This is a genomic window from Pseudomonas sp. GV085 (genome assembly GCF_003050925.1).
Classification (GTDB): domain Bacteria; phylum Pseudomonadota; class Gammaproteobacteria; order Pseudomonadales; family Pseudomonadaceae; genus Aquipseudomonas.
Genome location: NZ_QAOV01000015.1, coordinates 83289 through 109384, shown reverse-complemented (window position 1 = coordinate 109384; position 26096 = coordinate 83289). Strand labels below are relative to the sequence as shown.

Annotated in this window: 27 protein-coding genes; 13 read left to right on the top strand and 14 right to left on the bottom strand. The window is 58.8% G+C overall.

What is annotated here, in order from left to right; translation table 11 throughout:
• The first annotated feature begins 629 nt into the window (after positions 1-629).
• From C8K63_RS25915 to C8K63_RS25895, 5 genes are read left to right on the top strand one after another with little or no spacing between them, the layout of a single operon-like run.
• A complete protein-coding gene (locus C8K63_RS25915) occupies positions 630-1742 on the top strand; it encodes a polysaccharide biosynthesis/export family protein (protein ID WP_178086799.1) in 1113 nt (370 codons plus the stop codon).
• 13 nt (positions 1743-1755) lie between these two features.
• The gene (locus C8K63_RS25910) at positions 1756-2415 is read left to right on the top strand and encodes a YjbF family lipoprotein (RefSeq protein WP_108219265.1); all 660 of its coding nucleotides are present in this window, start codon (positions 1756-1758) and stop codon (positions 2413-2415) included.
• Positions 2412-3179, top strand: coding sequence for a capsule biosynthesis GfcC family protein (locus C8K63_RS25905; protein ID WP_371920805.1), 768 nt, complete (start codon positions 2412-2414; stop codon positions 3177-3179). Before C8K63_RS25910 ends, C8K63_RS25905 begins: the two co-directional genes overlap by 4 nt.
• Complete coding sequence (locus C8K63_RS25900) at positions 3176-5260, top strand: YjbH domain-containing protein (protein WP_108219264.1); 2085 nt, start codon at positions 3176-3178, stop codon at positions 5258-5260. Before C8K63_RS25905 ends, C8K63_RS25900 begins: the two co-directional genes overlap by 4 nt.
• Positions 5257-5646, top strand: coding sequence for a VanZ family protein (locus C8K63_RS25895; RefSeq protein ID WP_108219263.1), 390 nt, complete (start codon positions 5257-5259; stop codon positions 5644-5646). Before C8K63_RS25900 ends, C8K63_RS25895 begins: the two co-directional genes overlap by 4 nt.
• Positions 5647-5833: 187 nt before the next feature.
• On the opposite strand, the gene C8K63_RS30400 is transcribed toward C8K63_RS25895, so the two are convergent.
• Entirely contained in the window at positions 5834-6172 is a 339-nt protein-coding gene (locus tag C8K63_RS30400) for a hypothetical protein (RefSeq protein ID WP_158273964.1), read from the bottom strand.
• Between the two features lie 34 nt (positions 6173-6206).
• On the opposite strand from C8K63_RS30400, the gene C8K63_RS30395 reads away from it, so the two are divergent.
• Positions 6207-6449: a hypothetical protein gene (locus C8K63_RS30395; protein ID WP_158273963.1), complete on the top strand. Its 243-nt coding sequence runs from the start codon at positions 6207-6209 to the stop codon at positions 6447-6449.
• A 35-nt stretch (positions 6450-6484) separates the two neighbouring features.
• On the opposite strand, the gene C8K63_RS25885 is transcribed toward C8K63_RS30395, so the two are convergent.
• Both C8K63_RS25885 and C8K63_RS25880 read right to left on the bottom strand, forming a co-directional pair.
• Positions 6485-7114, bottom strand: a complete 630-nt coding sequence (locus C8K63_RS25885; RefSeq protein ID WP_371920804.1) for a hypothetical protein — start codon at positions 7112-7114, stop codon at positions 6485-6487.
• 71 nt (positions 7115-7185) lie between these two features.
• Positions 7186-7560, bottom strand: a complete 375-nt coding sequence (locus C8K63_RS25880; protein ID WP_256357119.1) for a hypothetical protein — start codon at positions 7558-7560, stop codon at positions 7186-7188.
• A gap of 471 nt (positions 7561-8031) precedes the next feature.
• On the opposite strand from C8K63_RS25880, the gene tal reads away from it, so the two are divergent.
• Positions 8032-8958, top strand: a complete 927-nt coding sequence (tal, locus tag C8K63_RS25875) for a transaldolase (RefSeq protein WP_108219261.1) — start codon at positions 8032-8034, stop codon at positions 8956-8958.
• A 1055-nt stretch (positions 8959-10013) separates the two neighbouring features.
• Here tal and rssC read toward each other — a convergent pair.
• The 3 genes from rssC to C8K63_RS25855 all read right to left on the bottom strand — a co-directional run bounded on the left by rssC (position 10014) and on the right by C8K63_RS25855 (position 12759).
• The gene (gene rssC, locus C8K63_RS25865) at positions 10014-10496 is read right to left on the bottom strand and encodes an anti-sigma factor antagonist RssC (RefSeq protein WP_108219259.1); all 483 of its coding nucleotides are present in this window, start codon (positions 10494-10496) and stop codon (positions 10014-10016) included.
• Positions 10496-11677 carry a two-component system response regulator RssB gene (rssB, locus tag C8K63_RS25860; protein ID WP_108219258.1) on the bottom strand — a complete coding sequence of 394 codons (1182 nt, stop codon included), beginning with the start codon at positions 11675-11677 and terminating at the stop codon, positions 10496-10498. Before rssB ends, rssC begins: the two co-directional genes overlap by 1 nt.
• Before the next feature lie 392 nt (positions 11678-12069).
• Complete coding sequence (locus C8K63_RS25855) at positions 12070-12759, bottom strand: VacJ family lipoprotein (RefSeq protein ID WP_108219257.1); 690 nt, start codon at positions 12757-12759, stop codon at positions 12070-12072.
• A gap of 201 nt (positions 12760-12960) precedes the next feature.
• Between C8K63_RS25855 and C8K63_RS25850 the strand changes: the two genes are divergently transcribed.
• Together C8K63_RS25850 and C8K63_RS25845 are read left to right on the top strand one after the other, a co-directional pair.
• Positions 12961-13581: a phosphatase gene (locus tag C8K63_RS25850; RefSeq protein WP_108219256.1), complete on the top strand. Its 621-nt coding sequence runs from the start codon at positions 12961-12963 to the stop codon at positions 13579-13581.
• Positions 13582-13690: 109 nt separating this feature from the next.
• Positions 13691-13954 carry a DUF4404 family protein gene (locus C8K63_RS25845; protein WP_008053327.1) on the top strand — a complete coding sequence of 88 codons (264 nt, stop codon included), beginning with the start codon at positions 13691-13693 and terminating at the stop codon, positions 13952-13954.
• A 107-nt stretch (positions 13955-14061) separates the two neighbouring features.
• Here the strand turns inward: C8K63_RS25845 and queF are convergent, their stop codons facing one another.
• Together queF and C8K63_RS25835 are read right to left on the bottom strand one after the other, a co-directional pair.
• On the bottom strand, positions 14062-14892 hold the full coding sequence (gene queF / locus C8K63_RS25840; RefSeq protein ID WP_108219255.1) for an NADPH-dependent 7-cyano-7-deazaguanine reductase QueF: 831 nt from the start codon (positions 14890-14892) through the stop codon (positions 14062-14064).
• A gap of 61 nt (positions 14893-14953) precedes the next feature.
• On the bottom strand, positions 14954-15490 hold the full coding sequence (locus C8K63_RS25835) for a plastocyanin/azurin family copper-binding protein (protein WP_108219254.1): 537 nt from the start codon (positions 15488-15490) through the stop codon (positions 14954-14956).
• Positions 15491-15645: 155 nt separating this feature from the next.
• Between C8K63_RS25835 and C8K63_RS25830 the strand changes: the two genes are divergently transcribed.
• On the top strand, positions 15646-16326 hold the full coding sequence (locus C8K63_RS25830; protein ID WP_007995297.1) for a heavy metal response regulator transcription factor: 681 nt from the start codon (positions 15646-15648) through the stop codon (positions 16324-16326).
• On the top strand, positions 16326-17675 hold the full coding sequence (locus C8K63_RS25825; RefSeq protein WP_108219253.1) for a heavy metal sensor histidine kinase: 1350 nt from the start codon (positions 16326-16328) through the stop codon (positions 17673-17675). Before C8K63_RS25830 ends, C8K63_RS25825 begins: the two co-directional genes overlap by 1 nt.
• Positions 17676-17855: 180 nt before the next feature.
• On the opposite strand, the gene C8K63_RS25820 is transcribed toward C8K63_RS25825, so the two are convergent.
• From C8K63_RS25820 to C8K63_RS25810, 3 genes are all read right to left on the bottom strand, one after another.
• Positions 17856-19100, bottom strand: coding sequence for a lipoprotein-releasing ABC transporter permease subunit (locus C8K63_RS25820; RefSeq protein WP_108219252.1), 1245 nt, complete (start codon positions 19098-19100; stop codon positions 17856-17858).
• Between the two features lie 63 nt (positions 19101-19163).
• Positions 19164-19847 carry a lipoprotein-releasing ABC transporter ATP-binding protein LolD gene (gene lolD, locus C8K63_RS25815; protein WP_177323267.1) on the bottom strand — a complete coding sequence of 228 codons (684 nt, stop codon included), beginning with the start codon at positions 19845-19847 and terminating at the stop codon, positions 19164-19166.
• A 7-nt stretch (positions 19848-19854) separates the two neighbouring features.
• Positions 19855-21105, bottom strand: coding sequence for a lipoprotein-releasing ABC transporter permease subunit (locus C8K63_RS25810; RefSeq protein WP_108219251.1), 1251 nt, complete (start codon positions 21103-21105; stop codon positions 19855-19857).
• A gap of 94 nt (positions 21106-21199) precedes the next feature.
• Between C8K63_RS25810 and C8K63_RS25805 the strand changes: the two genes are divergently transcribed.
• Together C8K63_RS25805 and C8K63_RS25800 are read left to right on the top strand one after the other, a co-directional pair.
• Positions 21200-21781, top strand: coding sequence for a PilZ domain-containing protein (locus C8K63_RS25805; protein WP_108219250.1), 582 nt, complete (start codon positions 21200-21202; stop codon positions 21779-21781).
• Positions 21782-21795: 14 nt separating this feature from the next.
• Complete coding sequence (locus tag C8K63_RS25800) at positions 21796-22518, top strand: glycerophosphodiester phosphodiesterase (RefSeq protein ID WP_108219249.1); 723 nt, start codon at positions 21796-21798, stop codon at positions 22516-22518.
• Between the two features lie 42 nt (positions 22519-22560).
• On the opposite strand, the gene sthA is transcribed toward C8K63_RS25800, so the two are convergent.
• The 3 genes from sthA to C8K63_RS25785 all read right to left on the bottom strand — a co-directional run bounded on the left by sthA (position 22561) and on the right by C8K63_RS25785 (position 26023).
• Positions 22561-23955 (bottom strand): Si-specific NAD(P)(+) transhydrogenase, encoded by a 1395-nt coding sequence (sthA, locus tag C8K63_RS25795; RefSeq protein ID WP_108219248.1) that lies wholly within the window; start codon positions 23953-23955, stop codon positions 22561-22563.
• A 207-nt stretch (positions 23956-24162) separates the two neighbouring features.
• Positions 24163-25200 (bottom strand): FAD:protein FMN transferase, encoded by a 1038-nt coding sequence (locus C8K63_RS25790; protein WP_178086793.1) that lies wholly within the window; start codon positions 25198-25200, stop codon positions 24163-24165.
• Positions 25201-25666: 466 nt separating this feature from the next.
• Positions 25667-26023, bottom strand: coding sequence for a hypothetical protein (locus tag C8K63_RS25785; protein WP_108219246.1), 357 nt, complete (start codon positions 26021-26023; stop codon positions 25667-25669).
• Between the last annotated feature and the right edge of the window lie 73 nt (positions 26024-26096).

Here is a 26096-nt window from a genome sequence, read left to right as displayed (position 1 = left end):
TACCCAATAAGAATTGTTAGAAACGGCGAGTGCGTTAGAAAACGTCAGACCTGTTAGTCCTCGTACACAGGTATTCTTGAGGCAATAATCGCAAGATAAATCTCACTGAGGAATGACCCAGAGGTCCACTCTCATCGAGTTCGAATCAATACTATCCTTAACGTTACTGGACGCTCAGAGTTTTTGGCCTTGCACGCTAGCTTCTTAGTTTCACCGCCAATACCGACGATGCATCAAAAAGGAATCTACCATGACCAAACTACTTGCTTCCGCTCTAATGCTTTCTTTGAGTGCCTCCGTTTTCGCCGCTGAGCCTCCCGCAGCGTCTTCTGCTCCAGGCAAACCTGCAAAACCCGCAGAAAACGCTCCTTTGAATCTGAACACCCCTCTCGTGGGCAGCCTGACCACAGGGACTGCTCTCGGCATCGGCGCTGCGGTTATAGCCGGAGCCGCTGCACTGTCATCCAGTGGTGGCGGAAGCAACAATGACGGCGGCACTACTGGCACTACCGGCACCACTGGCACCACCGGTACACGCTAAGCGCACCACGAGGTCGATAGCCTTCTACCACCCGGAGCAATCCGGGTGGTTCCGTTCTGATGTGTTCCCTCCACAAGTGTCCTCAATCATGATTCGTAGTTTGTCGCTCGCTGTGCTTGCAGGTATTGCCCTGCAAGGCTGTATGTTCTCACCCGGTCAACACCTGGATACCAGCCAGATCGGCCGTGATGGCTCACCGGAAAGCACTCGGATCGAGTTGATTCCGATAACGCCCAAACTGATTGCCCAGAACGCGGCGACAAAAGTGCAAGCCTCGGTGTCCGCCGAGTTGCTGGCGTTCAAGCCGGGGGCTTACCGGATTGGCGCCAATGATGTGCTGTACATCACTGTGTGGGACCATCCTGAGCTGACTGCACCATCGGGCGCGCAACAGCAAATTGATGCGAACGGTCGCCTGGTACGCCCGGACGGCACCATGTTTTACCCCTATATCGGCAATATTCAGGCCGCTGGTAAAACCATCGAGGAGCTTCGCGGTTTTATTGCCGAGCGCCTGACTCAATTCATCGACAGCCCTCAGGTTGACTTGAGTGTGTTGCGGTTTGCCAGTCAAAAAGTCGTTATTTCCGGTGCTATTTTGAAAGCCGGTCAACAACCCATTACCACTTCACCGCTCAGTGTCGTCGAAGCTATTAGCACCGCCGATGTCGACCCTTTGAATGCCGACCTTGCCGGCCTGACACTGACCCGGGACGGACGTGAGTATCCGCTCGACCTGGACTCGCTGAACAGCAAAGGCTCGCTGTTGCATAACGTCTATTTGAAAGACGGCGATCAGTTGTACCTGCCCTACAACGACCGGAAAAAGATCTACGTCATGGGTGAGGTCAGCCAGCCTCGGGCGCTCACGTTCAAAATCAATCGGATGAATCTGGCGGATGCGGTCGGAACGGTCGGTGGACTGAACCAGGCCACATCCAACGGCAATGCGCTGTATGTCATTCGAGGTGCCGAGAACCTTGAAACCGAGCCGGCAAAAGTCTTTCAACTGGAAGCCGAATCGCCTACCGCGCTTGCTCTCGCCAGCCGCTTCGATCTGCAACCCCAGGACATTGTCTACGTCGGCCCTGCAGGCGTGACCCGCTGGAACCGCTTGATCAGTCAGTTGCTGCCCTCGGCTCTTGTCCTGGGTACCGGAGCAGCGGCTCAAAACAATCTCAGTGAAGCCAGCAGTCGATAAGGTTTGAGCCGCTTTGAAAACTTTGCGTAACAGCTCATGCCTGGCGGTGGGATTACTGCTGTGTGGCTGTAATCCGTTGATGCAGGCGTCCCTGGATACCTTTAAAGCCTCCACACTAGGCGCCCCGCCGCTGGAAGTGACTGCGGCGCAAGTGGAGGCCGTGCCCTATGCGCAGATCAAGGTCACCACGGACGTAAGCGACGGTGTATTGGCCAAGCTACGTCAGCAGGGCGATCTGGAGTTCTGGGTCGCCTCCGGCAAACAGGTGTTGTTGATGCGCGACGGTCTGGTCGTGCGCAGCGTCGGCCTGGGCATCAATCTCGATGGCACGCGCTTCGACGGTGAGTCGCCGTTCAAGCTTGGCTTGCAGCGATTGCCCGATGGTTACAGCAGTACCCGCTGGATAGATGTCTATCAGGGTCCGCGGGTCGGGCTGGCGGTCAACAGTCGCTTCAGTCGACAGGCCATCGAAACCGTCACCATCCTGGACAAGGACTATGCGTTGCAGCGCATAGACGAACGCATCGACATCCCCGAACTGGGATTCAAGGCCACCAACCGTTTTTGGATCAGGCCTGACGATGGCTTGATCCTGCAGAGCGAACAACATCTGACGCCGGAACTTTTCTTGAAGATTGTGCAATTGCGCCCTGACCGGGAGACGGCTCGGTGAGATATTCGAAAACGCTGTCGGCTTGCCTGTTGCTGGCCAGTTCTGCGATGACTCAGGCCGCTGTCACGGTCACGGGTGATGTAAAAAACGCCGGTTCCTTCGCGTTCGTGCCAGGCACACGCTTGCTCGACGCCGTCAGCCAGGGACGTCCGAACGCCGAAAGTTACTGGCTGGCCGCCGCCTGGCTGCACCAACCACTGGTGGAACAGCAAATCCGCCTTAAAGCCGGTGTGCTGTTCGATCTGAAATTGCTGCAACGTGGGGCCTTGCTTGAAGAAAAAAGCAGCCTTGCGGCCCTGGCTGCGCGCCTGTTTGAAGAGGTCAGCCGACTACCCGTTACCGGCCGAAAAGTCGCGGTGCTCGACCCCGTGGCGCTGGAGGTTGCGTTCGCCCGCAATTACTCGCTCAGTGACGGCGACCAGCTGATTTACCCTCTACGCCCGACTACGGTCACTGTGGTGGGTGCAGTTGAACAGCCCTGCGCGCTGCCTTATCGCGCCCTGCAGCCCGTCCAGGAATATCTTGAAAGTTGTCTGCCGGTGACCGACGCAGATGCCGATTACTTGTGGTTGATTCAGCCCGATGGCCAGGTCAGGCGAGTCGGCAACGCCGCCTGGAACCGCGAAGACGGGGTGTTTGCCGCCGCAGGCAGCACGATTCTGGTGCCCGTGCGCAACGATGATCCGGATCTGCCCACACCCGACTTGAACGAGCAGCTTGCCCAGTTTCTCGCCACCCAACCGTTGCCCGAGGTGGCCCCTTGAAGTTACGTTTCGCCGCCGTAGTGTTGTTGCCCTACAGTCTGGCTCATGGCGAGCCGCGTTTTACCCAGAGTGATTTCGGTGGCGTGGGTTTGTTGCAAACCCCCACCGCACGGATGGCTCCAGCCGGCGAATTCAGCTTGAACGCCAACCGGACAGACCCATATTCGCGCTATAGCATCTCAATACAGCCCCTTGATTGGCTGGAAGGCAGCTTTCGCTATACCGCTATCAGCAACCGTAAATACGGGCCCGAATCATTCAGCGGCGACCAGAGCTATAAAGACAAGGCGGTCGATGTCAAAGCCCGCCTCTGGCAAGAAAGCCACTGGTTGCCCGAGGTCGCGCTCGGCTTTCGGGACGTCGGGGGCACCGGCCTGTTTTCCAGTGAATACTTTGTGGCGAACAAACGTTACTACGATCTGGATTTCAGCCTGGGCGTTGCTTGGGGCTACATCGGTAACCGCGGGGATTTCGAAAACCCGCTGGGGTACCTCGATGAGCGCTTTGATACACGCCCGGTACCCACAGGCGGAAACGCGGGCGACGTCAATACCGGCTCGTATTTTCGAGGCTCGCCCGCGTTGTTTGGCGGCGTGGCCTATCAGACGCCCTGGTCACCCTTGAGCTTGAAACTCGAGTTCGACGGTAACGACTACAAGCACGAGCCAATGGACAATAACCTGAAGCAGGACTCGCCCATCAACATCGGAGCGGTGTTCAAGCTAAGTGACTCTGTCGATTTGACCGCCGGTTGGGAGCGCGGCAACACCGCGTTGTTCGGCATCACCTTTCATACCAATTTCGCCAGCCGCAAAGCGCCGGCCAAGCGCTACGACCCCGCTGTCGAAGCGCTGCCGGCACGCGAGCCAACCACGCCGCTCGATCAGGTCGACTGGGCGGGGGTTTCCAAACGGCTGGAAAACAACGCAGGTTATAAGGTCGAGCGTATTGCTCAGCGCGATTCCGAGCTGATTGTGTATGGCGAACAGTCGCGCTATTTCTACTCCGCCAAAGGCGTGGGCCGGGCCAGCCGGATTCTGGACAACAGCGCGAATGACGACATCGACTGGTTCACGATGGTGAACAAGCGTTACGACATGCCTGTGGACGAAGTCAGTGTGCCGCGCGACACCTTCCGGGCCGTGGTGAACAACCAACAAGACCTTACAGACCTGCACCGCACCACCGAATTGAACCGGGCCACGCCACACATTGAAAACACGCTGTACACCCAGGCCCTCGAGCGTTTCACCTATGGTATCGGCTTGGGTTACAAGCAAAACGTTGGTGGTCCTGACGGGTTGCTGTACCAGTTGACCGCTGATGTGGACGCAGAATACCGCTTTACCCGCAGCACCTGGACGAGCGGGGTCATCAGCACCAATCTGCTGAACAACTTTGACAAGTTCACGTACGACGCGCCGAGCAACCTGCCCCGAGTGCGGACCGACTTGCGCAAGTACGTCATCACCTCTGATGTAACGATGCCGACATTTCAGCTCAACCATGCCAAGCAGCTGGATCAAGACTTGTTTGGCATGGTGTATGGCGGTTATCTGGAGTCAATGTTCGCCGGGGTCGGCGGTGAATTGCTGTTCCGCCCGATGGGCGAGCGCTGGGCCCTGGGTGCTGATTTGAACTATGTACGCCAGCGTGACTTTGACCAGGGTTTTGGTCTGCGCGATTACAAGACCGTGACCGGTCACATCACCACCTATACCGAACTGCCGTTCGATTTGCAGGCGGCGGTCAGTGTTGGGCGTTACCTGGCGCGCGATTGGGGTGCCACGTTTGATGTGTCGCATGAGTTCACTAACGGCGTGAGGTTCGGTGGCTGGGTCACCCGCACTACTGCCTCGAAAGAAGAGTTCGGCGAGGGCAGTTTCGACAAAGGTATCTATATCTCGGTCCCCTTCGACGAGCTGATGAGCGTTTCCACGATGCGTCGCGCCAATCTGGTCTGGGCTCCTTTGACTCGCGATGGTGGCGCGCGTCTTAACCGCCAGTATTCGCTGTACACAATGACCAATGGCCGCGACAAAGATGCGTTCTATAAAAACTTTGAGAAAATCACCGAATGAGGTCGTTACTCCTGGGTGTCACACAACTTTCCCAAAGGATACGCACGCTGTTTTTCATCAGCGTCAGTGTGGTCTTGCTGACCGCCGCCTTGCGAGCGCAACCGGTTCCCGAAGCCTTTGCCCAGGAAGACAAGCTGCATCACCTGGTTGGTTTTTTCATGTTGGCTTTTAGTTGCCGACTGGCCTTCCTGCGGGTCAAGGCGTGCTGGATTGCCTTGGGCTGTCTGCTGACGGGGATCCTGATCGAATATGCACAAGCACTGATGCCGCTGCGCACGGCATCACCTTACGACGCCTTGGCCAATGCTGTCGGCGTATTGCTCGGTTTGATTGCGTGGCGTTGGGTGCAGCCCGTCAAAGAGTCCGCTGAGCTCCCGGACACTTAAGACGATGGCTTGCCCCGTGAGCATAACGACAACACGCCTGAAAACATCAAAACACTGAATCGACGCCCCCATTTCTGTTATGCGGTTTTGTATAAGAAAGGCCTGTAAACGTCAGTCAGGCGAATGTGATCTTCTGTAGGAGCGAGCTCGCTCGCGATGGTCGTTAACGATAACGCGTACTTACTGGCTAAACGCGGCGTTCCTGAGCCCATAGTCGGAACGCCGCCCAGACCAAGCTCGCTCCTACAATTTCCTTAACTGAACAGCATTGCTGTAAACGGTATTTTTTGCTCTTGGGTGCCGCATTTCTTGAGCGGCCATAAACTTTTTCAAGGCAGACCACTATGAACGCTTCCGGATCACCGATCGACTCTGTCCATAAATCGCTAGACCCTTTTGCACCCGGCAATATGGTTTTGGGGCAGAGGTTCACCGAGGGCAACAGTGGATTGATGGCCTGGTTGCGGACATACGAAAGTACTCCCCCCACGATCACCCCACAGCCAAAGTTGTTGGTGGAACGCATCGGGCTCTTTCCTTCCTCGGGTGATATTCGGCGCATGGTCGGCAATCCCGTTGCGCTACTCGAGCACTTGCGGGCCCTGTATGCCAGTGAAGCACTGGATGTGGATGACAGCGACGGCCTGAGCCTGACGTTCACTGAGTGGCGCTTCAAGATCTGCCCAGCGCAGAGTGAGATCCTGTTGAAGGTTGAGAGTCGTGGCGATGTTGCACTGATGCAGAGAAAAACTGCTGAGCTGCTGGATCGGATCGAAGAGAAAAACAGTCATGAGTCCTGGTGACGCCAATTCGCCAGAACTCACAACCGAAGCAAAAGCTACAACCTTGACGATTCTCCGCGAGTGCGCCAGTCAGGCTGCATGAATGCCCTCTCTGCCCCCGAAAGAGTGACTGCGAAAGAGTTCAAGAGCCTCTCGGCGGTATATTTTGGAAGACTCGTACTCAGCATGATAACCGCGAGCCCTAGCATGAGGGCCGTGCGGGGAATTTTGCGAACTTCCTTTCGCTCCAGCCTGAAAAGAAATACGCACGCCGCGGCTGACCCCACGACCGCCCCGGCAATCGCTTCCGGCAGAGGATGAATCGTCTGCCCGACATACTGGACGCTGAACCACCAGGTCGACAGCAGCCCTGCCCCCAGCGCCAGCCATCGAAGCCGATGATCCAGTTGGCGCAATAGCAAACTCAGGACCACGGTCGACACCAGGCAGGCGTTCATCGCGTGGCCGCTGATGACCGCGATATTCAGGCTTTCCAGGCCGATTCCCCAGCCTTTGAACAGCACCTTACTGAGACCGACGACGAAATAGGCTACGAACAGTACGCCTAGCCATAAAAGGGCGAGTTTTCTGGATGCCATGCACCACAGCCAACCGGCGACGACCATGGCCGCTGGAAGCATGACGGTGATGCCAGCGTATTGAGTGATGTACAGTTTTGACTCCAATCTACTTCCTCACGTCTCGTGCAATTTTCCAGTGCAATGGGTACTGGGCGCGTGTTCAGTAGGTACAACGCTCATCGATCCAAAAAGCACTTCAGGCGATTCTCTACGACAACCACCGAATAGCTCGCGATGTGCATTGCCAGGCCGTCCTCTATCAGGGCTTCGAGCAAGGCAGCTTGTGCCGCGAAGCGCAGGTCGCGGTCGAGTTTTCGAGAGGCGTGCATCTGATCGATCAGAGCATGCGTGACTTGATATGGGGTGTTGCCTCTGAGACGCCCCAGCCAGACGGGGATTTTTTTTGCGGCTTTGGATTGTCTGATACCCAGCACGCAGGTTGCCTTGTCCGAAGCGGTGTTTTTGGAAACCTCCTCGATTTCTTCAAACACGTCGGTCAATTTTTTTAGTGCGTAGCCAAGCATCAAATCATCAAACGCATCCAAAAACATATACCTCTTCACGCTGTGAAGTTATTTCTACAAACACACATTTCCGATTATTACATTACACTTTATTCAATGTATGTACTGGACGTATTTTAACGATCAATACGCCCGCTAAATAACATTACATTTGTTAGCGCAAAGACTAACTTTGCCAGTGTGTTAATTGACTTTTTATAACAATAATTGAGCCTGCAATCGAACTATATAGACTTCAACGATATCGGTAATTACACGCATGGTGCGGCGAGCGTTATCAGAGGATTCAGGGGTCAGATGATCGGGTTGCAAGGCGCTGACCGTCAGATCGGTTGAACCTGTGAGCCTGCCTGGCATCTTATTTATCGACACCGCGCCCCACCTTTCAAACACCTGTTTTCAGGTTGTTGCCGCAGGGGGCATTGATACACGTACGCACCCTTGAGTGGCTGTCAGCGCTCGGGTAATGTCATCAGACCCATAGGACAGAGCACGCCCATGACTTCCAAGCTGGAACAACTTAAACAAATGACCACCGTGGTTGCCGACACCGGCGACTTCGAAGCTATCGCTCGCGTTAAACCCGTGGACGCCACCACCAACCCTTCCCTGCTGCTCAAGGCCGCGGCCATTCCGGCGTATGCCGAGCTGCTGAACGCCTGCGTCAATGACTGCAAGGGCGATGTGGGCCTGGCCAGCGACCGTTTTGGCGTGGCCGTGGGGCAAGAAATCCTGAAAGTGATCCCGGGCCGTATTTCCACCGAAGTGGATGCGCGCCTGTCGTTCGACACTGACGCCGTGTTGAAGCGTGCGCATCGCCTGATCGAGCTGTACGACAAGGCCGGTATTGGCCGTGACCGCGTGCTGATCAAGGTCGCGTCCACCTGGGAAGGCATCCGCGCTGCCGAGATCCTGGAAAAGGAAGGCATCCAGACCAACCTGACCCTGCTCTTCTCCTTCGCCCAGGCCGCCGCCTGCGCCGACGCTGGGGTGTTCCTGATTTCGCCATTCGTAGGCCGCATCTACGACTGGTACAAGAAAGCCAACGGCAACGACTACACCGGTGCCGATGATCCAGGCGTGCAGTCGGTGACACGCATCTACAACTACTACAAGGCCAATGACTACAAGACCGTGGTCATGGGGGCGAGCTTCCGCAATCTGGGCCAGATCGAGCAACTGGCCGGCTGCGACCGCCTGACTATCAGCCCGGACCTGATCGACAAACTGGCGGCGGATACCGGCAAGCTGGAACGCAAGCTGGCGCCGGGCAATGCCGGTGAAGCGCGCCTGAGCCTCAACGAGGCGCAGTTCCGCTGGTTGTCCAACGAAGATGCGATGGCGACCGAGAAGCTGGCTGAGGGGATTCGTCAGTTCGCGCGGGATCAGGAGAAACTTGAGGCGTTGTTGCAGGCCAAGCTGTGATCTGAGTTGATGTAATGCAAAAAGGGCGAACCTTGGTGGGTTCGCCCTTTTTTGTGGATGCGGGGTTCTTGCGGACGCCATCGCGAGCAAGCTCGCTCCCACAGGGATTTGCGGGACGGCTGAGGTCGTGTGCTGAGCGAAAAACCGGTGAGAGGCCAAGCTGGGATCTGAGTGGGTACAGATTACCCATTGTGGCGAGGGAGCTTGCTCCCGTTCGGCTGCGTAGCAGTCGTGATTTCTGCTGCCTGGATATCTCTGACACCATAGGTTATATGGCCTTGGGGCTGCTTCGCAGCCCAGCGGGAGCAAGCTCCCTCGCCACAGACTTATCTCAATCAGTGCCGCTCCAGCACATTCACCAGATCATGGAGCGTTGAGGCGGGGTTCTTGCGGACGCCATCGCGAGCAGGCTCGCTCCCACGGGGATTTGCGGGATGGCTGAGGTCGTGTGCTGAACGAAGGACCTTGTAGGAACGAGCCTGCTCGCGAAGAGGCCGGCAGCTTCAACATCTTCGTTGGCTGGTCCACCGCCATCGCCAGCAGGCTGGCTCCCACAATAATAATGCGGCGCACACGGGACCCTGTGGAAGCGCTCCTACAGGGATTTGTGGGGTGGCTGAGGTCGTGTGCTGAACGAAGGACCTTGTAGGAGCGAGCCTGCTCGCGAAGAGGCCGGCAGCTTCAACATCTTCGTTGGCTGGTCCACCGCCATCGCCAGCAGGCTGGCTCCCACAATAATAATGCGGCGCACACGGGACCCTGTGGGAGCGCTCCTACAGGGATTTGTGGGGTGGCTGAGGTCGTGTGCTGAACGAAGGACCTTGTAGGAGCGAGCCTGCTCGCGAAGAGGCCGGCAGCTTCAACATCTTCGTTGGCTGGTCCACCGCCATCGCCAGCAGGCTGGCTCCCACAATAATAATGCGGCGCACACGGGACCCTGTGGGAGCGCTCCTACAGGGATTTGTGGGGTGGCTGAGGTCGTGTGCTGAGCGAAAAACCTGTGGGAGCGAGCTTGCTCGCGATGGGGCCGGTCCGGCCCACATCAATTCAGGGGATCAATTGCGCTCCAGCGCATTCACCAGATCGTGGAACGCTTCACGATTGGTGTCGTTCAGGCCCATGAGGATTTTGTGCGCTTCGAGCACTTTGATCCGCACCACTTCTTCGGACTGATCCTGGTCTGGCAGGTCGTCCAGGCATTCCGGGCAGGGTACGGGCTGGTCGACGATGTTGAACACCTGTTCGAAGCCCATGGACTGCAGCAGACGGGTGATGTCTTCGTGGGTGGTGACGACGGTCGGCAGCAGGCCGACCTGTTGCCGCGACAGGATCGACAGCTTGGCCAGCAGGCCCAGGGTGGTGCTGTCGATGCTGCGGGTTTCGGTCAAATCGATCACGATCGCGTTGAAATTCTTCGCGGTGAAGATTTTCTCTATAGTCGCATCCAACGCCGAACACAGGGTCAGGCGAACTTCACCGACGAACTTGAGGACGAAGGTGCCGTTCTGCTCGGCGAACTGGATTCTACCAGTACTCATCAGAGATTCCTGCTCAACACCAACAGGGCGATATCATCCGGCATCTCCCCTAGCGTGGCCAATCCAAAAACCTGCCGCAGCCCATCCAGGGTGCCGCCCGCAGCCTTGACCCGTTGGGGCAACGCCGCCTCTTTTTCTTTGAGTGTGGGTTCTGGCAAAAGGTCCAGAATACCGTCAGACATCAGCGTCAGGCTGAACGTCGGTGGCAGTTCCAGCACGTGGTCTTCGTAGGTGGCTTCGTTGAAGAGACCCACCGGCAAACCACGCCCTTCCAGATAACGAACACTGTCTGGCGTGTACAACACTGGCAACGGCAGATGACCGCCGATGCTATAGGTCAACAAACCGGTCTCCTCGTCGATGACTCCACCGACCATTGTGACGTGTTTACCCAGCTTACAACTGATCAGGCCCCGGTTGATATGACCAAGAACCTCTGAAGGCTTGAATTCCGGCAAGGTGCCGCTGCGCCTGGATTCGAACAGCAAGCGCGTGGTCATGAACTTCAACAGCACGGTGACGAAGGCTGAAGAGGCGCCATGACCGGAAACGTCCGCCAGGTAAAAGGCGACCCGGCGCTCGTCGACCCGGAAGTAGTCGACGAAATCACCCGACAGGTACAGCGACGGGATGATCTGGTGAGCGAATTTGAATTCGTTGATGGCCCAGGGGCTGACCGGCAGCATGTTCATCTGCACCTGGCGACCGGCGTTCTGGTCCTCCTGGAGCAGGTTCAGGCTGGCTTCGAGCTCGCGGTTGGCCTTCTCCAGCTTTTCGCGGTAGCGCTGGTTCTCCAGCAACAGGCGCGCACGATCCAGGGCCCGGCGCACGGAGTGCTCGAGCACGGCCAGATCTTCGAGAGGCTTGATCAGGTAGTCCGCTGCGCCCAGGCGCAGGGCTTCGACCGCGTCGTTCATCACGCCCGCACCCGACACCACAATCACTGGCGTTTGCGGCGACAGTTCGGTGACCTGGCGGATGAGTTCGAGCCCGCCCATCTGCGGCATGCGCAGATCGCAGATGACCAGGTCGGGCTTGTCTTGCTCGAATACCTGAAGGCCCTGCTGACCATTGCTGGCCTGCAAGACGCTGAAACCACTGTCTTCCAAATAGGCGGCGAGGCTCGCGCGAACTACTTCGTCATCATCGATTATCAGCAGCGTGGCACTGGTTTTTCGCATGTGGGCAAACGGCGCCAGAATTAGGTTGGCGTAGCAGGCGGGGAACTTTGGCCCGGCGCTGACTACTGGATTCGCTTTCTAGCCTCTCTGTCGCACCGCTTTCGGGCATTTGCCCTACACACGTGTTCACCAGAGGTGCCCTTCTAAGGCGCAGACGGTACTCCCATCCGCGGGGCGTTTCAAGCTCACGCCGATGGTCGCTTGACGTCTTTATTTGTCAAATCACCGAGAGTTATAAGAACCGGCAAAACCGTAACCCAATGGAAGGTTCGAACCCATGAGTCAAACCGGCCGGGACTACGGTGAAAAGCGCGATTACATCCGCATGCGGGTCTGCGCAGACAAAAAAGGCGGCCTGTTGATGGCCGCCTTTTTCAGTTTACCGGTCGAGATCAAAAATCGTCTTCAACCTTACCGTCTTTCACCTTGAACTCACGGTTCTGCAAGTACGCATTGCGGATGAAGGTGTACTTGTCGCCGGTGATCAGCTTCTCGCTCGACAGCAGGTTGGCGCGGGTATCGATGATATCCAGGGCAAAGAACGAGTTACGCACCGGAACGTCGTTAACGTAACGATAAGCACCGGTATAGCTGTCGACGTACTTGGACGGCGCATCACGCAAGGTGCTTGGGCCCAGGAATGGCAGCATCACGTAAGGGCCGCTGCCGACACCCCAGTAACCCAGCGTCTGACCGAAGTCTTCGTCATTGCGCTGCAGGCCCATTTTGGTGCCGACATCGATGACGCCCAGCAAGCCGAAGGTGGTGTTGAAAATGATTCGTGCGGTATCAACGCCTGCGGCGCGAGGTTTGACCTGCAGGATATCGTTGGCCAGGTTGCGCACATCGCCGATGTTGCGGAAGAAGTTGTGAACGCCGTCTTCGACAAACTGCGGCGTTATGTACTGGTAGCCCTGGGCCAGGGGTTTGAGCGCATAGGTGTCGATCACGTCGTTGAACTTGTAAATCGGGCGGTTGACGCTTTCCCAAGGATCCTCTTCCGTGGCTGCCTGGGCAACGAACGGAACCAGCATCACACTGGCGCACACACAAATCCTGGCTAGATGATTGCTCCAGCGCATAGAAAAAAACTCCTTGGTTTGTACTGGCCCGGGCACTTGGCCCAGGCAATAAGTTGCCAAGTATAAGACGTAAACGCCGTTTAAGGCACTTTGCACGAAATTCACATTGAAGGAATCGTGCCAAATGCGAGCGATTCACGTCCATGTCACTCAACTGTCACCGTCGCTCGCTAACCTTCAGGCTATTTCAGGGACGTTGACATGCCACTCGCCGAAGCCTTGCCCCAAACCGCACCCAGCCTGACCGCCGTACTGTTCGGCCTCAGTGGCTGCCTGGTGGATTTCGGCGCACACACGCGCCGGCACGGCAGCCACTCGGCCGAACACGCCGAGGCCACACCCGGCGCACTGGATAGCCTGCGCAGCTTGCAGCGGCGGAAAATCCCCTGCGCCTGGCTCGATGAGCTGCCCCCTGCCCTGAGCCAATCCCTGGCCGCGGCGTTGCCTGAGTGGATCAAGCCATCGCAACATCTAGCAACAAATACCCCATGGCCCGCCCCGAACGCCTGCTGGCAAGCCTTGATGACCCTGAACGTCGAGCGACTCGACGGCTGCGTACTGGTGAGCGGCGAACCCCGCCTGCTGCAAGCGGGGCTCAATGCCGGGTTGTGGACCATTGGCCTGGCGTCCTGCGGCTCGCTGTGCGGATTGACGCCTCAGGAATGGCAAGCGCTGGCCCCGCAGGGGCGCGACATCAAACGCGCCAAGGCCACGATGCAACTGTTCGGTCTGGGTGTGCATTCGGTGATCGATCACCTCGGTGAACTCGACACCTGCCTGGCCGATATCAGCTTGCGTCGGCTCAAGGGCGAAAAGCCCTGACCGAGATCATGCACGTTGCGCGCGAGTGGATTAATCTAAAGGTCAGCCATCGACCTTTGGCTCGTCGCCTTGGTCTATGCCAGTGCCTATCGATAGAAGGAAGAACGCCATGCCTGCCCGCGAACTGCAAGAACAACTCAATGCCCTGCGCGAGCAATTGGAACAGAATCCTCCGTTGTCCGAAGCCGAACGCGCCGAGTTACACGAATTGATGCAACAGATCGAGTTGAAACTTGAACTCGAAACCAAAACCCAGGACTCCAGCCTCGCCGATGGCGTCAACCTGGCTGTCGAGCGCTTCGAACTCGAACATCCGACGCTTGCCGGCACCCTGCGTAACATCGGGCAGGCCTTGGCCAACATGGGAATCTGAACCCAACAATGCCTTTGTAGGAGCGAGCCTGCTCGCGATGGAGTGTCAGCTACCTTGGCGTCTACTGACACACCATCGCGAGCAAGCTCGCTCCTACAATTGGATCGTTACTGGCGGACCAGGCGATGGTTTGGCAGCTGCACTTCTTCAGTACTGCGATACGGGTTGATATCCAGCCCGCCGCGCCGCACATAACGCGCATACACCGTCAGTTTTTGCGGTTTGAGCAACCGCTGCAGGTCGAGGAAGATCCGCTCTACACACTGCTCATGGAAGTCCGAATGCTGGCGGAAGCTGACGATGTATTCGAGCAGGCTCGCGTGATCCAGCGCCGCGCCACGGTACTCCACCGCCACGCTGCCCCAGTCCGGCTGGCTGGTGACCGGGCAGTTGGATTTGAGCAAATGGCTGTGCACGCTCTCCTCGACAATGCGCGAATCATCGCAACGCAGCAGTTCCGGCCGCGGATGTTCGTAGTTGCTGACGCTGATATCCAGCTCGTCGATGCACACGCCCGGCAAGGCCACGACGCCTTCGCTTTCGACATCCTTGAGACTGCGAATGCGCACGCCCACCGGCTTGCCGGCAGCCGCCGACAAATCCTTGACCAACGTCGCCTCGAGGCTCGCGGTATCGGCAAACGGCGTCTGGTTCAGGGAGTTGAGGTACAGCTTGAACGACTTCGATTCGATGATGTTCGGCGAATCCGCCGGAATGCTGAATTCGCCGATCGCCACCACCGGCTTGCCGGACGGCAGCAGCCAGGACAATTCGAAGCAGTTCCAGAAGTCCACGCCTTTATACGGCAGGGTTTGCGCCGTCAGGCCCAGTTCGGCCCACTTCGCGGTGCGCGGGATCGGGAACAGCAAGGACGGCGTGTAGGTGGCGATGTATTCGCTGGACTTGCCCAGCGGCGAATGTTCGGCTGCGGGATGCATGGCGGAAACCTGACTGAAGAATCAGCGGATTCTATCAGCCTTTGCTCCCGCCTTTGAGTGCTTACTGACTGACAGTCAGTTTGCCGACCATGCCGGCCTGGTAATGACCGGGAATGTTGCAGGCAAACTCGAGGCTGGTGGCCTTGCTGAAGGTCCAGGTCAGCTCGGCGGTCTTGCCCGGCTCCACCAGCACGCTGTTGGGGTCGTCATGCTTCATGCCGTGGTCCATTTGGCCGTGATCCATGCCGGCCATGTTGCCGTGGTCCATTGCCTTCATGCCGGTCGGCATCAGCATGCCGCTCTGTTGCATCTGTAGCATTTCCTGCTGGTGTCTGGCGTGCATCGCCGCATCCCCCAGGTTGAACTCATGCAACAACCGGCCTTTATTGACCAGCACGAAGCGCACGGTTTCCCCGGCCTTGATGTCGATGGCCTGCGGCGTGAAGGACATGTCACCCATGACCAATTCGACGCTGCGGGTCGCCTTGGCCGCCGAGGCCGGTTGACCGAAATCGTAGGAATGCCCGACCTCCGCCCACACCGGTGAACTCAGCGCCAGCAAACACAGGATTTGCGCCACGGATTTGCGTAAAAACATCGTCATACTCCAAGAAGATAAGGCTCGGCATGCGAAAAACTCTAAACTGCCAGCACTGCCCGCAACCTGACAGCCTGATTACAACTTTGTCAGGTTGCCCTGTAAGAACGCCGCCCACGGTATAAAGCGTTCGTTCCATTTGCCATGAGTCGCCCATGAAACTGCTGATCGTCGAAGACCAACCGAAAACCGGCCATTACCTGCGCCAGGGCCTGGCCGAGGCCGGGTTCAACACGGAACTGGTGGCCGACGGCAACACCGGCCAGCAATTAGCCCTCAGCGGCGAATATGCCCTGCTGATTCTCGATGTGATGCTGCCGGGTCGTGACGGCTGGCAGATTCTGCAAGCGGTGCGCAGCGCTGGCCTGGACACGCCGGTACTTTTTCTGACGGCGCGTGACGCCGTGGAGGACAGGGTTCACGGCCTCGAACTGGGCGCCGATGACTATCTGGTCAAGCCGTTTGCCTTCTCCGAACTGCTGGCGCGAGTGCGCAGCCTGTTGCGTCGCGGCAGTGCCACGCCTCAGGAGACCAGCCTGCAACTGGCCGATTTGCGCCTGGACCTGATCCGTCGCCGGGTCGAACGCAGCGGCCAGCGTATCGACCTGACCGCCAAGGAGTTCGCCCTGCTGGAAATGCTCCTGCGCCGCCAGGGCGAAGTCCTGCCCAAGTCGCTGATTGCTTCCCAGGTCTGGGACATGAATTTCGACAGCGACACCAATGTCATCGAGGTGGCGATCCGTCGTCTGCGCCTGAAGATCGACGATGAATTCCCCAACAAACTGATCCACACCGTGCGCGGCATGGGTTACGTCCTCGAAGAGCGCCCCGCCTGATGCGCCGGCTGTCCTTGAGCAGCCGCCTGGCGCTGTTGTTTGCGGCGTGCACCGCCGTGGTGTCGTTGTTCGCCGGGGTACTGTTCAGCCGCGCCAGCGAGGCGCACTTCATTGAGCTGGACCAGCAACTGCTGGTCGGCAAACTGATTGGCTTGCGTCGGGCCTTGCACGACTTCCAGTCGAGTGACAGCGAGGTAAAACTGGCCAAGGAACTGAGCCGGCAGGCTGGCCTGCCCCTACGAATCACCGGCAGCGATGGCCAGCGCTGGTTTGACAGCTCGACCAACATTCCGCAGACATTGCCGCGCCAGCCCGGGTTGTCGACGGTGAGCCATGAAGGCATGGATTACCGCGTGCTGAATGCGCCGCTTTTCGCGGACAAACCCGAGTCCCCGCAACTGACCCTGCTGCTGGACATCACCCACCACCAGCATTTTCTGCAACGCATGCAGCGTTTGATCTGGCTGACCGTCGGCCTGTCAGCCCTGGCCACCGCACTGCTGGGCGCCTGGGCGGCACGCAGCGGCTTGCGCCCGTTGCGGCGGATCAGTGCGGTGGCCAGCGGCGTTTCCGCGCAATCGCTGAACGCGCGCTTGCCTGAAGAAAACATGCCGCCGGAACTGGCGGAAATGGCCCACAACTTCAACGCCATGCTCGGACGCCTCGACGACTCGTTTCAGCGCCTGTCCGCGTTCTCCGCCGACATTGCCCATGAACTGCGCACGCCACTGTCGAACCTGCTGACCCACACCCAGGTCACCCTCACCCGCCCTCGCCCCATCGAAGACTACCGCGAGGCGCTGCACAGCAACCTCGAAGAGCTGCAATGGATGGCGCAACTGGTCAACGACATGCTCTACCTGGCCAAGGCTGACCATGGGTTGTTGATCCCCAAGCGCGAAGCGCTGGAACTGGCCGAAGAAGCAGACCTGCTGCTGGAGTTTTTTGCGCCACTGGCGGAAGACGCGCGGGTAACACTGAGTCGTGACGGCAATGCCCGTATCGAAGGTGACCGCAGCATGTTGCGGCGGGCGCTGTCGAACCTGCTGGACAATGCACTGCGGTTCACACCGGCCGATGGCGATGTTCGGGTGCGAATCGTCGATCAACCAAAAGAATTGCGCCTGACTGTTGAAAATACCGGCCAACAGATTCCCGAAGATCTATTGCCGCGGCTATTTGACCGCTTTTACCGTGCAGACCCGGCACGCCGCGAAGGCAGCAGCGAACATGCGGGACTGGGACTGGCGATCACCCAGTCGATCGTCCGTGCCCATGGCGGGCAGATTCGTTGTGAATCGGAGAATGGGTGGACCAGGTTTGTGATCGAGCTGCCAAGGGGAGATTGAGGCCAACAGTTCTGGCCTCCATCACCTGTAGGAGCTGGCTTGCCAGCGAAAGCGGCTTCCGAAAGGGACATTGAGGCTGGCAGGACCGGCCTCTTCGCGAGCAGGCTCGCTCCCACAGTTGACCGAGTTGACTCAGATCTAATGTGGGAGCGAGCCTGCTCGCGAAGGCAGTGTTACGGGTTACGAATATCTCAGTGCATGAGCCGGCTCGATCTTCGCCGCCCGCCACGCCGGGTAAACCGTGGCCAGGAAGCTCATGACGAAGCCCGCCGTGCAGATCAGCGCCACATCCGCGCCTTGCAGCTCGGACGGCAGGTTGCTGACGAAATACACGTCGGAACTGAAGATATGCTGCCCGCTGACCCGCTCGATCCAGCCCACGATCTGGCTGACGTTCAACGCGGCAATCACGCCCAACACACCGCCAATCAGGGTGCCGACGATACCGATCACGGTGCCCTGCACCATGAAGATCGCCATGATCTGCCGTGGCGTGGCGCCGATGGTACGCAGGATCGCGATGTCCGCGCCCTTGTCGTTCACCACCATGATCAGGGTCGCGATGATGTTGAACGCCGCCACCGCAACGATCATCAGCAACAGCAGGCCGATCATGGTTTTTTCCATTTTCATCGCACTGAACAGGCTGCCCTGGGTGTGGGTCCAGTCGTCAGCCTTGTAGGCGGCGCCCAGCCCCGTGGCGATGTCGCTCGACACCTGCGGCGCGGCATACAGGTCCTTCACCGCCAGGCGCACGCTCTGCACCTGATTCGGCTCCCAGTGCTGCATCTGCGCGGCATCGGCCATGTGGATCAACGCCATGGTGCCGTCCAGTTCGGCGCCGACCTTGAACACACCGACCACATTCAGCCGTTGCATGCGCGGGGTAATGCCACCCGGCGCATTGCTGACTTCCGGCACGATCAGGGTGATCTTGTCGCCGACGTTCAAGCGGAAGCGGCGCGCCGTGATCTCGCCGATCACCACACCGAATTCGTCCGGTTTCAGGGCTTCGAGACTGCCCTGGACGATGTGCTTGGCGACGATCGACACCTGGCCTTCCAGCGCCGGATCGACCCCGCTGACCTGGATTGGCTGCATCGTGCCCTTGTAGGACAGCATGCCTTCCATCTCGGTGAACGGCACCGCCGCCGTCACTTCCGGGTTTTTCATCGCGGCCGCTGCCACGGGTTTCCAGTCGTTAATCGGGTTGACGCCGACGATGGTGGCGTGGGGCACCATGCCAAGGATGCGCGAGCTCATTTCGCGCTGGAAGCCGTTCATCACCGACAACACCACGATCATCGCCAGCACGCCGAGGGCGAGGCCGATCATCGAGGTCATCGAGATGAAGGAAACAAAGCGATTGCGGCGCTTGGCGCGGGTATAGCGCGTGCCGATAAAGATCGATAACGGTCTGAACATTCGCTGGGGCACCGTATGGAAATAAATGACCCGACGCCTTTCCAGGCATCGGGTTTCAGCCAATCAGATAGGCGTGAGACAACCTTCCTGCAGGTGCAGGACGCGGTCCATCTGGCGGGCCAGGTTCATGTCGTGGGTCACCACCAGGAACGCCGTGCGCATCGAGGTGCTGAGTTCCAGCATCAAGTCCTGAATGCCCTGGGCGGTGTGGGAGTCGAGGTTGCCGGTTGGCTCGTCGAGCATCACCAGGCCCGGTGTGTTCACCAGGGCGCGGGCGATGGCCACACGCTGACGCTCGCCACCGGACAATTCTGCCGGCTTGTGTTCCAGGCGATGGCCCAGCCCTACCCGCTCCAGCAACGCCGTGGCACGCTGACGCGCCTCCGGGATCGCGGTCTTGCCGATCAGCAGCGGCATGCAGACGTTTTCCAGCGCAGTGAATTCCGGCAGCAGGTGGTGGAACTGATACACGAAGCCGAGGGCGCGATTACGCAGCAGGCCGCGTTTTTTCTCGCTCAGCGCCGACAGTTCCTCGCCGTCGAGCCAGACGCTGCCCTTGGTCGGCGTATCGAGGCCGCCCAACAGGTTGAGCAAGGTACTTTTACCCGAGCCCGACTTGCCGACAATCGCCACGCGCTCTCCCGGGTGCAACTCCAGTTGCAGGCCGGCCAACACTTCCACCGATTCCGGGCCTTCCTCGTAGGACTTGCCCAGGCTGCGGCAGCTCAAGATTGCTTTATCACTCATGCCCGACTCACTCATAACGTAGCGCCTCCGCAGGCTGGGTGCGCGCGGCACGCCAGGCTGGATACAGGGTGGCGAGGAAACTCAGGACCAACGCCGCAGAGCAGACCATCACGACGTCCTGGCTCTGCACTTGCGATGGCAGGTAATCGATGAAATACACGTCGGCGTTGAGGAATTTGTGCCCGATCAGACCTTCGAGGGTCGAGATCGCAGCGCTGACGTTCAGCGCGGCGAAGATCCCGACCACCGCGCCGATCGCGGTACCGACCACGCCAATGACCGTGCCCTGCACCATGAACGTGCGCATGATCGTGCCCGGCGTGGCGCCCAAGGTGCGCAGGATCGCGATGTCGCCCTTCTTGTCGTTCACCACCATCACCAGCGTGGAAATGATGTTGAACGCCGCGACCGCGACTATCAGCAGCAGCAACAGGCCGATCATGGCTTTTTCCATGCGGATCGCCTGGTACAGGTTGCCGTGGGTGCGGGTCCAGTCGCGGGCGTAGAAGCGGTCTTCACCGAGATCGCGAGCGATGCTCCACGCGGTGCGCGGCGCCTGGAACAGGTCGTCGAACTTCAGGCGCAAGCCCTGGACCTGATCCGGTTTCCAGCGATGCAGCCGGGCCAGGTCCTGCAGGTTGGTGACGCCCAGATAGCCATCGAGCTCGCCGGCGCCGACATGGAAAATGCCGACCACGGTAAAGCGCTTCATGCGCGGGAACATCCCGGCCGGGGTCACGGTGACCTCCGGGGCGACGAAGGTCAGCTTGTCGCCGATCACGGCACCGAGCTTGGCCGCCGCCTTGTCGCCGATGACGATGCCGAACTCACCCGGCACCAGGTCGTCGAGTTTTCCCTGGGTCATGAAGTGATCGATGATCGACACCTGGCGCTCTTGCGCCGGGTCGATGGCATTGAGCAGGACTTTCGAGACTTTGCCGTTATTGGTCAGCAAGCCCTGCATTTGCGTAAACGGCGCCACGGCCGTCACCTGCGGGTTCTGCTTGACCTTGGCCGCCAGGCTTTGCCAATCGCTGATCGGCTCGCCGGACTCGATGGTCGCGTGGGGCACCATGCCCAGCACGCGGGTGCGCATCTCATGATCGAAGCCGTTCATCACCGACAGCACCACGATCATCACGACCACGCCAAGGGCGAGCCCGATCATCGAAGTCAGGGAAATGAATGACACAAAATGATTGCGACGCTTTGCACGGGTGTAACGCGTGCCGATAAATACGAAGAGAGGTCTGAACATGTCGGGGCTTGTTCGGAGGGAAAAGGAACGTCCTTGTGGCGGGGGTCGATAACCAGCTTTACACTCAGACCACCGCCGCTACCATGGGTTCGCCATGTCGACATTAGATGAAGAAGATCGCCGCGAATACTACCGTATCGAGGATACGATCGCACTGGAAATTCGGCTCCTGTCCGCTGCTGAAGCCACAGGCCAGGAAGTGTTGCAGGATGCTTCCCCACTCTTCAACTTGCTCAGCGAACTGCACCTGAGCGAATTCGAGTCGCAACACCTGTTGCGCCAGCTCAGCGAACGCGACCGCACGACCGCCGCATTCCTCAAATCCCAGAACAAACGCATCGATTTGCTGAGCCAGGTCGTCGCTCTGACAGTGCTCGGGCAGATCGGCGAACCGCAGCCGGTGATCATCTCCGAAGGCGGCATCGACTTTCAGCATCCAACGCCCATTGCCGCCGGCGCACACCTGTCGGTCAAGCTGGTGCTGATGCCGCAAGCCCTGGGCCTGCTGCTGCGCGCTCGCGTCACCCATTGCGACCGCAAGGGCGATGGCTATGACGTCGGCACCGAGTTCGAACACCTGACCGACGCCCAGCGCCAACTGCTGGCCCGCCACATCTTGCAAAAGCAGGCCCAGGAACGACGACTGGCCCGCGAACAACTCGAATCAGGCAATTAATTTAAGGAAGAACCGTGACCCTCATCTACGGCCATCGCGGCGCCAAGGGCGAAGCACCGGAAAACACCCTGACCAGCTTTCAGGAATGTCTCAAGCACGGCGTGCGTCGCTGCGAACTGGACCTGCACCTGTCCATGGATGGCGAGCTGATGGTCATTCACGACCCGACCCTCAAACGCACCACGGACCGTCGCGGCAAGGTCGTCGAACACACGGCGGCGGAGCTTGTGACCTATGACGCACGCATGGGCGGCCCGGGCTGGATCAAGCCGTGCCCGATTCCGACGCTGGAAGAACTGTTCGAGAAATGCGACTTCGATCACTGGCAGCTGGAAGTCAAAAGTGCATCGAGGATGCGTGCCGCCACCACCGTGCTGGCGATTCGAGAAATGGCGCAGCGTCATGGCCTGATGGACAAGGTGACGATCACCTCGAGTTCCCGTGAAGTGCTCAAGGCGGCGCTGGAACTGGTGCCGGACGTATCCCGCGGGCTGGTGGCCGAGTACGCCTGGCTCGACCCGCTGAAGGTCGCGGCCAGCTATGGCTGTGAGATTCTGGCGCTGAACTGGACCCTGTGCACGCCGGAACGCCTGCAAAGGGCGCAGCGTCAGGGGCTGCATGTGTCGGTATGGACCGTCAACGAGCCCGCGCTGATGCGCAGGCTCGCCGACTTCGGCGTTGACAGCCTGATTACAGACTTTCCCGGTTTGGCCACCGCCACGCTCGAGAATTGCTGAAATCGGTCTCCCCGGCCGGCTCAGGCCACCGGCCGGAGCCACTCAAAAAAGCCGGTTGAGGCCGTCGTATGCCGCTACCCGATAGGCTTCGGCCATGGTCGGGTAGTTAAACGTGGTGTTGACGAAGTACTTCAGGGTGTTCTGTTCGCCCGGCTGGTTCATGATCGCCTGACCGATGTGCACGATCTCCGACGCCTGATAACCGAAGCAGTGAACGCCCAGCACTTCCAGGGTTTCACGGTGGAACAGGATCTTCAGCATGCCTTGCGGCTCGCCGGCGATCTGCGCCCGCGCCATGCTCTTGAAGAACGCCTTGCCGACTTCGTACGGCACCTTGGCCTGGGTCAGCTCCTGCTCGTTCTTGCCGATCGAGCTGATCTCCGGAATGGTGTAGATGCCGGTCGGCACGTCATTCACGAAACGCCAGCTACCGTTATCGACGATGCTGCCAGCGGCCGAACGACCCTGGTCATGGGCGGCACTGGCCAGGCTCGGCCAGCCGATCACGTCACCGGCGCCGTAGATGTTCGGCACGCAGGTGCGGTACGCCTCGTCGACTTCGATCTGACCACGGCTGTTGACCTTCACGCCGATGTTTTCCAGACCCAGCTGATCGGTGTTGCCGGTACGACCGTTGCACCAGAGCAAGGCGTCGGCCTTGATCTTCTTGCCGGACTTGAGGTGCAGGATCACGCCATTGTCCACGCCTTCGACGCGGTCGTAGTCTTCGTTATGCCGAACCGTGATGTTGTTGTTGCTGAAGTGGTAGCTCAGGGCCTGGGAGATTTCCGAGTCGAGGAAGCTCAGCAGTTGCCCACGGTTGTCCACCAGTTCAACCAATACACCCAGACCGCTGAAGATCGAGGCGTATTCGCAACCGATCACGCCGGCGCCGTAAACGATGAGTTTGCGCGGGGTGTGGCCGAGGCTGAGGATGGTGTCGCTATCGTAGATACGCGGGTGGTGGAAATCGATGTCCGCCGGGCGATAAGGACGCGAACCGGTGGCGATGATGATGTGCTTGGCCACCAGCTTTTCGACCACGCCGTTGGCGCAGACCACTTCGATGGTTTGCTCGTCGGCGAAGCTGCCGGTGCCGAAGAACACGTCGACGCGGTTACGGGCGTAGTAGCCGGTACGCGAAGCGACTTGTTTGGAAATGACTTTCTCGGCGCTTTTCAACACGTCCGGGAAGGAGAACCAGCGCGGCTCACCGATGGCTCGGAACATCGTGTTGGTGTTGAACTGCATGATCTGCCGCACCGAGTGACGCAGTGCCTTGGACGGGATGGTGCCCAAGTGAGTGCAGTTGCCGCCGACCTGGCGACGGCTATCGACCATCGCGACCTTGCGCCCTGCCTTGGCGGCGTTCATTGCCGCGCCTTCCCCCGCCGGGCCGGAACCCAGCACCACCACGTCGTAGTTGTAGACAGCCATGCGTACTCCTCAGAACAGGCCGCGGCACCCTCGGCACCTGCGGCTAAATCACGCCAATGCGTGGCATGAAGGAACAATTTGGGGCCAGTGCAGAACCCGGACACAGTCTATAGAAGCGTCAACGCCGCGCACATTAACCCTTGGTCGCGTCGTAGGCTACTTTTGCCTGCACTACAACGCCAGTTTTCAATGCTCAAATCGCCACAATCACTCGGTTTTTTCGCCACTGAGGCGTTCAAAAGCGTGACTGCTGCGCGTGACGAAACCTGTATCGGCACGAATCACAAAAAATGCACCGATATCGTGTTTTTCTGCGTAGTCCCAACCGCGCTCAGGACCAAGAATCAGCAACAGCGTCGATAAGCCATCGGCCATCAACGCCGAAGGATGAATCACCGTGACCGATGCCAGACGGTGTGAGACCGGCGCACCGCTGCGCGCATCGAAAGTGTGGGAAAAACGCTGGCCGCCCTGTTCGAAGTAATTACGATAGTCGCCGGACGTGGACAGGCCATAACCGTCGACAACAATGACCCGCTCGGCCACCTGCCGGTCATCCCGAGGTTCTTCCAAGGCGATGCGCCATGGCGAGCCGTCGGGCTTCTTGCCAGCGGCCTTGAGTTCTCCGGTGACTTCGACGAGGTAATCGTGGATGCCTTTTTCCTCGATCCTTGCAGCAATCGTGTCAACGGTGAAACCGGCGGCGATGCTGTTGAAGTCGACCTCGACCGCGGCGTCCTTGCACAACCGGTCGCCCTCGATGCGCAAGTGTGCGTGGCCGACGCGCTGGCGGGCTTCGGCGAGCGCTTCGGCGCTCGGGACTTTTTCCCCGCGGGCCTGCGGACCAAATCCCCAGAGATTGAGCAACGGCTCCACCGTCAGATCGTAGGAACCGTCGCTTTGCACTGACAGCTGCTCACCCACGCGGACCAATTCGAGGATCGACGCCGGCATTGCCTGACAGCGGTTGGCCGGTAATGCATTGAAGCGCTCGATATCCGAGTCGCTGCGGTAGGTCGACATTTGCCGGTCAATGTCAGCGAGGATTTGCTCGACCTGGACACGGACCTCGTCCGGCGCCGGCAGGCCGGCGTGGCGCACATACTTGATCGAATAGGTGCTGCCCATGGTCGGGCCGCCGAAGGTTTCGAGGGCGTCGCCGTTACCACAACCTGATAGTGCGCCGAGCAGCAAAAATGCCACCCCCTGCCACCTGATCAACAATTCCCGAGTTCCCCGAAACATCCCCTGACACGCCGCCAGGGCCAGCCATTATGCGATAGAACTGTGGGAGCGGGCTTGCTCGCGAAGAGGCCGGCACATTCAACAGAGGTGTCGACTGATCCACCGCTTTCGCGAGCAAGCCCGCTCCCACCATTTTGATCTTCAGTGACCGCCAATCCCACGGCCGGCCACAATCCCTGTGAGAGCGGGCTTGCCCGCGATGAGGTCATCACAGTCAACATTGATATTTCTGTCAGACCGCTATCGCGAGCAGGCTCGCTCCCACATTGAATGGCTGGCGTAATCACTACCGCGCAAACACCACCAAACCCTGTGGGAGCGAGCCTGCTCGCGATGGTCGTCAACGATAACGCGTGCTCACTAGTTAAACGCAGCGTTCTTGGCTGCATCATCGGAACACCGCCCGGAGCAAGTTCGCTCCTACTAAATACTTGACCGAACAGCAACGGCTGCAAACGGGGTCTTTTCATGGAGTCGCGGTATCGGTGACGCATTGTTTTAGTCGACCCGAATCCGTGCCGCTGCCTTCGCTGTGATCAATGTCGCCGTTGGCATTGAGGTAAATATGCGTATTGGGCCACCTAGGGGTTACGTTGACGCAATGTCGGAGCGCGCCATCGTTCCACCAGGAAATTTCCATGAAAAAATTCTCATCCGGAAACAGAAAGCCATAATCACGCGTACCGCCTCCGGGTTGCATACGCCCCTTGAAAATACGGTCCTGCACGTTCCATATGTATTTAAGTTCGCCACGAGCATCTTCGGAGTAGTGAACAGTCACAGTAGGTAACGCAATATCCCAATGAGTGATGGCCAAAAACACAACTGGAATCCACAACCATCGCTTATACCGTCTCCGGGATTTACTTGCAGTCGTGGACACGAATTCCATCTCC

What these genes read in the sequence shown, in the direction of transcription:
- C8K63_RS25915 (WP_178086799.1), top strand. Translation starts at nt 630, where the DNA reads ATGATTCGTAGTTTGTCGCTCGCTGTGCTTGCAGGTATTGCCCTGCAA.
- C8K63_RS25895 (WP_108219263.1), top strand. Translation starts at nt 5,257, where the DNA reads ATGAGGTCGTTACTCCTGGGTGTCACACAACTTTCCCAAAGGATACGC.
- C8K63_RS30400 (WP_158273964.1), bottom strand. Translation starts at nt 6,172, where the DNA reads ATGCGTTCCACCAACAACTTTGGCTGTGGGGTGATCGTGGGGGGAGTA.
- C8K63_RS30395 (WP_158273963.1), top strand. Translation starts at nt 6,207, where the DNA reads ATGGTCGGCAATCCCGTTGCGCTACTCGAGCACTTGCGGGCCCTGTAT.
- C8K63_RS25880 (WP_256357119.1), bottom strand. Translation starts at nt 7,560, where the DNA reads ATGTTTTTGGATGCGTTTGATGATTTGATGCTTGGCTACGCACTAAAA.
- tal (WP_108219261.1), top strand. Translation starts at nt 8,032, where the DNA reads ATGACTTCCAAGCTGGAACAACTTAAACAAATGACCACCGTGGTTGCC.
- rssC (WP_108219259.1), bottom strand. Translation starts at nt 10,496, where the DNA reads ATGAGTACTGGTAGAATCCAGTTCGCCGAGCAGAACGGCACCTTCGTC.
- rssB (WP_108219258.1), bottom strand. Translation starts at nt 11,677, where the DNA reads ATGCGAAAAACCAGTGCCACGCTGCTGATAATCGATGATGACGAAGTA.
- C8K63_RS25855 (WP_108219257.1), bottom strand. Translation starts at nt 12,759, where the DNA reads ATGCGCTGGAGCAATCATCTAGCCAGGATTTGTGTGTGCGCCAGTGTG.
- C8K63_RS25850 (WP_108219256.1), top strand. Translation starts at nt 12,961, where the DNA reads ATGCCACTCGCCGAAGCCTTGCCCCAAACCGCACCCAGCCTGACCGCC.
- C8K63_RS25845 (WP_008053327.1), top strand. Translation starts at nt 13,691, where the DNA reads ATGCCTGCCCGCGAACTGCAAGAACAACTCAATGCCCTGCGCGAGCAA.
- queF (WP_108219255.1), bottom strand. Translation starts at nt 14,892, where the DNA reads ATGCATCCCGCAGCCGAACATTCGCCGCTGGGCAAGTCCAGCGAATAC.
- C8K63_RS25835 (WP_108219254.1), bottom strand. Translation starts at nt 15,490, where the DNA reads ATGTTTTTACGCAAATCCGTGGCGCAAATCCTGTGTTTGCTGGCGCTG.
- C8K63_RS25830 (WP_007995297.1), top strand. Translation starts at nt 15,646, where the DNA reads ATGAAACTGCTGATCGTCGAAGACCAACCGAAAACCGGCCATTACCTG.
- C8K63_RS25825 (WP_108219253.1), top strand. Translation starts at nt 16,326, where the DNA reads ATGCGCCGGCTGTCCTTGAGCAGCCGCCTGGCGCTGTTGTTTGCGGCG.
- C8K63_RS25820 (WP_108219252.1), bottom strand. Translation starts at nt 19,100, where the DNA reads ATGTTCAGACCGTTATCGATCTTTATCGGCACGCGCTATACCCGCGCC.
- lolD (WP_177323267.1), bottom strand. Translation starts at nt 19,847, where the DNA reads ATGAGTGATAAAGCAATCTTGAGCTGCCGCAGCCTGGGCAAGTCCTAC.
- C8K63_RS25810 (WP_108219251.1), bottom strand. Translation starts at nt 21,105, where the DNA reads ATGTTCAGACCTCTCTTCGTATTTATCGGCACGCGTTACACCCGTGCA.
- C8K63_RS25805 (WP_108219250.1), top strand. Translation starts at nt 21,200, where the DNA reads ATGTCGACATTAGATGAAGAAGATCGCCGCGAATACTACCGTATCGAG.
- sthA (WP_108219248.1), bottom strand. Translation starts at nt 23,955, where the DNA reads ATGGCTGTCTACAACTACGACGTGGTGGTGCTGGGTTCCGGCCCGGCG.
- C8K63_RS25790 (WP_178086793.1), bottom strand. Translation starts at nt 25,200, where the DNA reads ATGTTTCGGGGAACTCGGGAATTGTTGATCAGGTGGCAGGGGGTGGCA.